Origin of the sequence: Streptococcus sp. HMSC072D03 (assembly GCF_001812855.1) — a bacterium.
Classification (GTDB): Bacteria; Bacillota; Bacilli; order Lactobacillales; family Streptococcaceae; genus Streptococcus; species Streptococcus salivarius_D.
The window spans coordinates 50,869-58,553 of the sequence record NZ_KV810634.1 but is presented as its reverse complement, the minus strand read 5'-3'; the positions used below and the strand labels follow the sequence as shown (position 1 = coordinate 58,553).

The 7,685-nt window shown below is 39.3% G+C and carries 5 protein-coding genes and 2 pseudogenes; 5 read left to right on the top strand and 2 right to left on the bottom strand.

Annotated elements, in window-relative coordinates; genetic code table 11:
- Positions 1–58: 58 nt before the first annotated feature.
- Positions 59–335, top strand: a pseudogene (locus HMPREF2877_RS10555) (ISL3 family transposase); the annotation flags it as partial.
- A gap of 101 nt (positions 336–436) precedes the next feature.
- Here the strand turns inward: HMPREF2877_RS10555 and HMPREF2877_RS02630 are convergent.
- Positions 437–1,651 (bottom strand): aminoacyltransferase, encoded by a 1,215-nt coding sequence (locus HMPREF2877_RS02630; protein ID WP_014633201.1) that lies wholly within the window; start codon positions 1,649–1,651, stop codon positions 437–439.
- Positions 1,651–2,457, bottom strand: coding sequence for a sugar-phosphatase (gene yidA, locus HMPREF2877_RS02625; RefSeq protein WP_070578556.1), 807 nt, complete (start codon positions 2,455–2,457; stop codon positions 1,651–1,653). The genes HMPREF2877_RS02630 and yidA overlap by 1 nt, the downstream gene beginning before the upstream one ends.
- Positions 2,458–2,635: 178 nt before the next feature.
- Between yidA and HMPREF2877_RS02620 the strand changes: the two genes are divergently transcribed.
- The 4 genes and pseudogenes from HMPREF2877_RS02620 (at position 2,636) to HMPREF2877_RS02605 (ending at position 7,628) form a co-directional block, all read left to right on the top strand.
- Positions 2,636–3,502, top strand: a complete 867-nt coding sequence (locus HMPREF2877_RS02620) for a GNAT family N-acetyltransferase (protein WP_070578553.1) — start codon at positions 2,636–2,638, stop codon at positions 3,500–3,502.
- 4 nt (positions 3,503–3,506) lie between these two features.
- Positions 3,507–4,269, top strand: a pseudogene (locus HMPREF2877_RS02615) (nucleoside phosphorylase).
- A gap of 23 nt (positions 4,270–4,292) precedes the next feature.
- The gene (locus HMPREF2877_RS02610; RefSeq protein ID WP_002884910.1) at positions 4,293–4,679 is read left to right on the top strand and encodes a YwiB family protein; all 387 of its coding nucleotides are present in this window, start codon (positions 4,293–4,295) and stop codon (positions 4,677–4,679) included.
- A 264-nt stretch (positions 4,680–4,943) separates the two neighbouring features.
- Positions 4,944–7,628, top strand: a complete 2,685-nt coding sequence (locus tag HMPREF2877_RS02605) for a cation-translocating P-type ATPase (RefSeq protein ID WP_070578551.1) — start codon at positions 4,944–4,946, stop codon at positions 7,626–7,628.
- The last annotated feature ends 57 nt before the right edge of the window (positions 7,629–7,685 follow it).

Sequence of the window (7,685 nt, the reverse complement as noted above, 5' to 3'; positions counted from 1 at the left end):
CAAAAAGTCCCATAAGAACTATAATGAAAAGCGACCAAACCATCATTAGGAGGAACTTATGAGACTTATTAAGAATACTACAGAATTAATCGGAATTTAAAGAACCTAACATCATTATTTCTCTTGTTTTTGAAACTGATACTCACATCGAGATTCGTGCAAAACTTAATTGCCTTGCACCACTTTATTATCATTACCAAGGAAAGATGAGAAAATATGACTTTCAAAGCCCTTCCTAAACTCTTCTCGAACAAGTTGGGACTCCAACACTACTACGTCTTAAGGAACGCTGTTCCCAGTGTAAAGGATGTAAGAGAGTAACTGTAGCAGAGACATTCAGTTGAAGAGCAAACCACCCGCAAGATGATCTACCCTTAAAAAAGTTAGACAGAAAATGGCTCTTTGGCAAAATGATGAAATAATTTTGCCAATGTTTTTAATGTTTGTTTCGGAGTTTTTTGCGAAGTTCGTATACAAAATTTGAAACTCTATATAATACTTTATTTACAGGAATATTAAATTCACCGATAAATTCCTCAATATGAGGGGCAAAGTTAGACTTAAATTTTGTTAGACCGTCATCAAGACTACCCTCAACTCCTCCCATATTGGCCCATATAATGTTGTCATTATATGCATCTTCAAAAACTCTAGGATATAGCTTATACTGTGGATAGAACTTCTTAAAATCTTCATTCATCCCAGCATAGAGCATTTCCATTGTATTACCAAATTTTATTGATAAAATACCTGCAATAACTAGTTCCTTATCATAATCTTTTACATAATCTTCGAGCTCAGTGATATATTTTTTTATAGATGTCTCTTGCTGTTTCAATTTTTTCAAACGTTTCTTTTGATTATCTGAAGTTTCAGAAAGGTTATCTTGAATTTCAATTAACTGAGCTTTGTACTGCTCCAAACGCTTGGGTAGATTAACTTTTGCTAGATGAAGATAAGCATCATTACCATATATTTTCATTAACTTTCTGAAATATTCCTCATTTCGGAGGGAAACCCCTTTACGAGATTCGGTAAGTGCAATAACATTAGAGAATGCTTTGAGATCATCAATTGTTCCTCGATAAGTTTGAACACCACGTTTATCAGAATCTTTTATTAAACGCTTTGTGTGTTTAGGAAAAGTATTAATAATATTCTCCTTTGTATAAACATTAGCCTGATAGCGTGGTTGAATACTCTGGGAAATGTTTTGGGTCCGACCTGTCCATTCGGCACCACATTTTTGTAAGATTTCTATTGTTTTTAGTGTATTAATATTTTCTTCAACATTCTCACCAATGAGGTAAGATTTGAGAATAAGGGATGGGTCAAATTTAATAAAAAGTGCACGTTTTGTTTTTGCAATTTTTTTAAGAGAATCAATAACAAAAGTCACTAATTCTATATTAGAGTAGTTCATTATTGGACCACGCGGAATGTAGAGCATAGTCAGACCTAGAGGAAGCGTACGTATTAGAATAGATGCAGTTGCTACTAGTCTGCCATCTTTATAAAATCCGATTCGCTCATTATTCCAATTGTCCTTAATTTTAGCCCAATTACTGCTCTGTAAAAGATTAACTTGGTCACTGTTTTTTACAAAGTGATCATGTTCTTCAGCAGAAATTCCAATTTTATAACTATACATTACAATACCCACTTTCTAATAGCGTAAGCAACACCAGATTCATCATTTGATTTTGTGATGTGTTTCGCAATTTTCTTCAATTCTGGATTACCATTTTCCATAACAACAGGAGAGCCAACGACTTCAAGCATAGCACGGTCATTTTCTTCATCACCGATAGCCATAGTTTCTTCTTTCGAAAGACCGAGTTTTTCAGCAAGATGGGTTACAGCAATCCCTTTGTTGGCTGTTTTCTTAAGAATTTCTAGGTAAAATGGTGTTGATTTTACAATGGTAAAGCGGTCATAAAATTCCTGTGGAAGTTTGGCAATGGCTACATCAAGAATGTCAGGTTCATCAATATACATGGCTTTAACGAATTCCTTGTCAGCTACCTCCTCAGGTGTACGATAGTAAATCGGCATATGAACAAGTGTAGACTCATGAACTGTATAGCGTCCAATGTTGCGATTACTTGTGTAGATACCATCTTTAGTAATGGCGTGAGAATGAACACCAAGCTTGTTAGCCAAAACCTCAATATCAAGGTAGTCTTCGTATGAGAGTGTCTCACGAATTAATTCATTACCAGTAGAAGTTTCTTGGACAAGACCACCATTGAAGGTGATAACATAATCTCCGTCTTGGTTGAGGTTGAGTTCTTCAAGAAGTGGAAGTACTCCAGGAATGGGACGACCAGTCGCGATGACAACCTTTACACCGGCAGCTTTAGCATCTTGAATCGCTTGAAAGACTTCAGGTGTAACTTGACGTTGGCTATTTAAAAGCGTTCCATCAATATCAACAGCAATAAGTTTAATAGACATAATAATTACCTGTTTCGTTTAGTTAATTTCTCTTCTATTCTACTAAAATTTAAATGATTTGTCATAGTTTGTCATGAGAAAAAACATATTGCCTACTTTAAAGAAGTAGATTAGGTAAGAATTGCCAAAATGCTTTTTAATTGGTAAAATAAGGTCAGACAAATAAAGGAGAGATAAAGTGATTCGAGTAACCAACCAATTGACGGAGCAAGAACGGAAGGTAGCAAAAGCATTGATTGCTAGCTGCCAAGCCCATGATCAAACCTTTCGAGAACCCTATCTCTCCAATATGCTTAATTTTGACCCCATCATGCCAGCCTTTTTCCTCTATTATCAAGAAGGAAAGTTGCTTGGGTTGTTAACGGTTTATGCGGATAACGAAGACGTTGAAGTGAGCATCCTAGTGGACCCTAGTTATCGTCGTCATGGTATTGCGCGTGCGATGTATAGAAGCTTTGAAAAAGAAATGGCATCTTACCCTATTCGCTCAGTGACCTTTCAGACGGAGCGTTTTTTTCTCGATCATCATCCTGATTTGGCAAGTCATTGGGGTTTGGTTGAGGATGAAGAGACGGAAACCTGGCTAGGGCGAGATAGAACACCATATGCTCTGGATTCCCGTTCAGATGTCAAGGTGCTCTTAGCTGAACCTTCTTACCTAGATGAAATTGCCCAACTCCACCAGCAAGCCTTTTCTGATGCAGAGGAAACACTTGAAGCAAGTCGCAGATACATTACAGAGGCCTTGAAGGATTCCGATGGCCTACTTTACATCCTTCTCAAAGAAGCTCAGGTCATTGGAGTTTGTACGGTCGATTTATCTGGGAATAACAACTACCTTTATGGACTTGCCGTAGCAGAAGCCTATCGTGGCCAAGGCTATGGAAGCTATTTAGCAAAATCAGTCGTCAACCAACTCATTGCGCAAAATGACAAGTTCTTCCAAATTGCAGTGGAAGATAGCAATGTAGGTGCCAAACACTTGTATGAAAAGATTGGCTTTGTCAAACAAACTCAGGTGGTTTACTTGAAGCAGAAAGAATGATTACATGTTATTAGAAGAATTTGAAAATGTACCTGCTGTGATAGAGCCAACTAATCGAAGCCTTTTAGTGGTGGAGAAATCTGTGATACTATTATTCTGTCTTTTAATGGAGAAATTCTTGAACGAGTAAAGCAGATAGACGGAGTCTATGAAGGTGGTTATCTCACCAACCTAAATGGCAATTTCCATGGTATATCTATGAAGTAGATGGATTTAAACTTGCAGTTGCTATGGCTACTATTGGAGCTCCAATGGTTGTGGGTTTCTTAGAAGAACTCAAAGCGAGAGGCTTTAACAACTTTATCGTTTTGGGCTCTTGCGGAGTTCTAGATCAGTCTATTCAAGCAGATAAAATTATTATACCAAGTTCAGCTATACGTGATGAAGGTACAAGTTACCATTACGCTCCAGCAAGTGATGAGATAGCTTATGACGAAACTTTGCTCTTAACCATGGAGAGCGCTTTGAACAAATCAGGTATTGAGCACATTAGGACTAAAACTTGGACGACAGATGCCTTCTATCGTGAAACTGCTGCTAAAGTTAAACGAAGACTTGCAGCAGGAGCGAAAGTTGTAGATATGGAAGCTTCGGCTATCATGGCCTGGGCCCAATATCGACAAGCCAAGGTTTATCAGTTTTTCTACACGGCTGATTATGTTGATCATCACAATCATGAGTGGGATGCTAGACATGAAGAGAGAAAGACAGATGCTATGACTTTCTTCGAGATAGCTGTCAGTATCGCATTAGAGTTGGAAAAATAAGTATAGAAAGAAAAGGAGTATCAATGGAAATTAAAATTAAAAACAAAATTAAAGTAGGCGATCAAACGGAAATTATCGAAGAAATCCACACTTGTGAGGTTATGGAAAAAGGGGATTATACTTATCTTGTTCACCATAATTCGGAGAAAGAAAAAGTGGTTATTAAGTTGAATCAGGATGAGCTAGTGATGACACGCTTTTCTAATCCTAAATCCATTATGCGTTTTTCTGCTAAAGTACCTGCCTTGGTCCACATTCCGACACCGCTTGGTACCCAGCATTTTCTGACAGACACTAGTTTATTTGCCCATGACCCGAATGGACAGACAGTTGATATTCATTATCAATTGAAACATCCAGAAACAGAAGATGTTTTTGCTGATTATGAATTAGAAGTTTCTTGGTTTTAATTTTTGAAAAAATAGAATCATTTTGCTTGAATAAAGAATAATTTATGATAAAATGTTTAGTACAAATAAGGGAGTAGCAGGTGACTGTAATCATGAGATTTGATTAACAGTTGCGATTATGTCGTCATTACGAAATTTTACATTTCCGGCATATTCTTAAACAGCGAGACTTGTTTTTTATTAAACAAGTCTCTTTTTGTATGATTTTTTATATAAAAAGAGTCTTGTTAGCCATTTTTCCCTATATAGAAGGAGGAGATTATTTTGTCTAAAGAACAAAATAAAGCCTTGTTTTACACACAAGGAGAGGAAGAAGTCCTAAAAAACTTGGACACTTCTGTTGATGGTTTGTCTACTGCACAAGCCAAGGAACGTTTAGATGCCTATGGCTATAACGAGTTGGATGAAGGTGAAAAACGCAGCCTCTTGTCAAAATTCATCGATCAGTTTAAAGATTTGATGATTATCATCTTGCTTGTCGCTGCCGCCCTTTCTGTTATTACAGAAGGTATGCATGGTTTGACGGATGCCTGCATTATTTTAGCCGTTGTTGTTTTGAATGCCGCCTTCGGTGTGTATCAAGAAGGACAAGCAGAAGCGGCTATTGAAGCCCTCAAAAACATGTCTAGTCCTATGGCTCGTGTGCGCCGTGATGGCCATGTCGTTGAAATTGATTCACGCGAATTGGTTCCTGGAGATATCGTCTTGCTTGAAGCTGGTGATGTTGTTCCTGCGGATATGCGTTTGCTCGAAGCTGCCTCACTTAAGATTGAAGAAGCAGCCCTTACAGGTGAATCCGTTCCAGTTGAAAAGGACGTTACCGAGACAGTTGACGCAGAGGCGGGTATCGGTGACCGTGTGAATATGGGTTACCAAAACTCTAACGTTACTTATGGTCGTGGTACTGGGGTTGTAACCAATACTGGTATGTATACTGAGGTCGGTAAGATTGCCGATATGCTGGCTAATGCGGACGAATCACAAACGCCATTGAAACAAAGCTTGGAGCAATTGTCTAAGACTTTGACTTATCTGATTGTCGCTATTGCTTTGGTAACATTCTTGGTTAGTGTCTTCATTCGTGGCGAACAGCCCCTTGAAGGCTTGATGGTTGCCGTTGCTCTTGCAGTTGCAGCCATTCCTGAAGGTTTGCCTGCTATTGTAACCATCCTTTTGTCACTTGGGACAACGACCCTTGCTAAACGTAATTCGATTGTTCGTAAATTGCCAGCTGTTGAAACCCTTGGTTCAACAGAAATTATCGCATCAGATAAGACTGGTACCTTAACCATGAATCAAATGACTGTTGAAAAAGTCTATACAAACGGTCAATTGCAAAGCGCTGCTACAGAACTTGGTGCTGATAATACGACCCTTCGTATTATGAACTTTGCCAATGATACTAAGGTTGACCCAGATGGTAAACTAATCGGGGACCCAACGGAAACAGCCCTTGTTCAATTTGGCTTGGACCACAATTTTGATGTGCGTGACGTCTTGAAATCGGAGCCTCGTGTGGCAGAATTGCCATTTGACTCTGACCGTAAGCTCATGTCTACTATCCACAAAGAAGCGGATGGTACATACTTTGTAGCCGTTAAAGGTGCGCCTGACCAATTGCTAAAACGTTTGACTCGTATTGAAATCAATGGTGAGGTCCGTCCTATCACGGATAAAGACAAACAAGCTATCCTTGCGACTAATAAGGACTTGGCAAAACAAGCCCTTCGTGTCTTGATGATGGCTTATAAGACAACGAATGATATTCCTACCTTGGAATCTGCAGTTGTTGAGTCTGATTTGATTTTCTCAGGTTTGGTAGGTATGATTGACCCAGAACGTCCAGAAGCAGCAGAGGCTGTCCGTGTCGCTAAAGAAGCGGGGATCCGTCCAATCATGATTACAGGTGACCACCAAGATACAGCAGAAGCAATCGCTAAGCGTCTTGGTATCATCGATCCAAATGATACGGAAGATCATGTCTTTACTGGTGCTGAGCTTAATGAGCTTTCTGATGAAGAATTCCAAAAAGTCTTCAAACAGTACTCTGTCTATGCGCGTGTGTCTCCTGAACACAAGGTTCGTATCGTTAAGGCTTGGCAAAATGATGGCAAGGTTGTTGCCATGACAGGTGATGGGGTTAATGATGCGCCTTCACTTAAGACGGCTGATATTGGTATCGGTATGGGAATCACAGGTACAGAGGTTTCTAAGGGAGCTTCAGATATGGTTCTTGCCGATGATAACTTTGCGACAATTATCGTTGCCGTAGAAGAAGGACGTAAGGTCTTCTCAAATATTCAAAAATCAATCCAATACCTCTTGTCAGCCAACATGGCAGAAGTCTTCATTATCTTCTTTGCCACACTGTTTGGTTGGGATGTGCTTCAACCGGTACACCTTCTCTGGATCAACTTAGTCACTGATACCCTTCCAGCCATCGCACTTGGGGTTGAGCCAGCTGAACCAGGTATTATGACTCACAAACCTCGTGGTCGCCAATCAAACTTCTTTGATGGTGGTGTCTTCGGAGCGATTATGTATCAAGGTGTCTTCCAAACTATCCTTGTTCTTGCAGTATATGGTTGGGGCCTTGCCTTCCCAGAGCACCATACGCAAGCAGAAATTCATGCGGATGCCCTTACAATGGCCTTTGCCACACTTGGATTAATCCAGTTGCTCCATGCCTTTAACGTTAAATCAGTTTATCAATCAGTCTTTAAAGTTGGTCTCTTTAGAAATAAGACTTTCAACTGGGCAATTCCAGTAGCCTTCGTTCTTTTGATGGCAACTATCGTAGTTCCTGGATTTAATAACCTTTTCCATGTGTCACACCTTAGTCTGACACAATGGCTTGCGGTTATTGTAGGTTCCTTCTTGATTGTGGTATTGGTTGAATTAGTCAAAGCTATTCAACGTGCTCTTGGTAAGGATAAAGACGCTATTTAAGACACAAAGTCAGAGATAATGGTCTCTGGCTTTTTCTTATCACATCTTGAATTCAGG

What these genes read in the sequence shown, in the direction of transcription:
- HMPREF2877_RS02630 (WP_014633201.1), bottom strand. Translation starts at nt 1,651, where the DNA reads ATGTATAGTTATAAAATTGGAATTTCTGCTGAAGAACATGATCACTTT.
- yidA (WP_070578556.1), bottom strand. Translation starts at nt 2,457, where the DNA reads ATGTCTATTAAACTTATTGCTGTTGATATTGATGGAACGCTTTTAAAT.
- HMPREF2877_RS02610 (WP_002884910.1), top strand. Translation starts at nt 4,293, where the DNA reads ATGGAAATTAAAATTAAAAACAAAATTAAAGTAGGCGATCAAACGGAA.